This window comes from Burkholderia sp. Se-20378 (assembly GCF_017104665.1).
GTDB lineage: Bacteria > Pseudomonadota > Gammaproteobacteria > Burkholderiales > Burkholderiaceae > Burkholderia > Burkholderia lata.
Window position 1 is genome coordinate 1 of the sequence record NZ_JAAGPG010001133.1, and the last position, 1,148, is coordinate 1,148.

1 protein-coding gene is annotated in these 1,148 nt (G+C 70.6%); it reads right to left on the bottom strand.

The window, feature by feature from the left end; genetic code table 11:
• Positions 1-131: 131 nt before the first annotated feature.
• The coding region (locus G3N93_RS40585) for a PD-(D/E)XK nuclease family protein (RefSeq protein WP_206135584.1) at positions 132-1,148 on the bottom strand (1,017 nt) is incomplete at its 5' end.

The following is a 1,148-nucleotide window of genomic DNA, read 5'->3' on the forward strand; positions in this document are numbered from 1 at the left end:
CGCGCCGGCGCGGCGAGCGAGATCGCCGATGCGGCGCGCAAACCCTTCCGCGAGTGCGATGCCGAAATCGGCGGGTTCGGGCAGCCGCGCGACGAGGCCGCCGGTGAATTCGAGCGTGTCGTCCTGCTCGTTCATGCCCGGCCCCCTTCCATCATCCGGTCGAGTGCGTCGACGAGCGCGCGCTCGGGCCGCCGCGCATGCACGCCGGCCGGTTCACCGCCGCTGCGCCAGCCGGGCCGCACACCACGCACGAACAGGTACAGGTAGCCCGCGATGTGCGTGTCGTAGTCGTAGTCGGGCAACCGCCCGCGCAGGTAGCGATGCAGTGCAACCGTATAGAGCAGCGCCTGCAGGTGATACGCGTGATCGGCCATCGCGACGTCGAGCGCACGCGGGCCGTAGGCGTCCGGCGTCGTGCCGAGATGGTTCGACTTCCAGTCGACGATCCAGAAGCGGCCGTCGTGTTCGACGATCATGTCGATGAAACCCTTGATGAAACCGGCGAGCATGCCCGCCTCCAGTGCAACGTCCGGATAGCCGTGCGCGACCAGCAGGCGGCGCAGCGCCATCAGGTCGAGCGCGGGCGCCGGGAACAGGAAACCCATTTCGTCGAGCCGCTTCGCCGGATCGAGATCGGCGAGCCGCATCCCCGGCACGAGCTCGGTGCGCACGACATCGTCGACCAGTTGCACCATCATTGCCGGCAGGCGCGTCGCGAGTTCGGGCTCGGCCTCGACCGGCCGGTCGTGCAGTGCGCCGAGCGCGGCCCTGGGCCACGACTCGGGCTCGGTGAACCGGCTGAGTTCGAACAGGCGGTGCAGGCACTCGCCGGCCGCCGCGCCGCGCGGGAACACGAGGATATCGTCATCGGGCGGTTCGGGTGCGACCGGATCGGCCAATAGCCACTCGCCATCCGGCGCCACTGCGGCAAGCGCATCGTGATCGGGGCGCAATTCGTCATCGGGCACGGCCGCGACGCCCGCCTCCTCGCGTGCCATCGACGCGGTCAGCGAACTGAAGCTCGCCATCCGCCACGCATCGCGCAGCATGCGCGTCGCATGGCGCGCCGCGAGCGTCTGCGATGCGTCGTGCCCGGCCGCGAGACGCTCGGGGCGCGCTGGCGCAGGCAGCGGCGCGACGCTCACGGG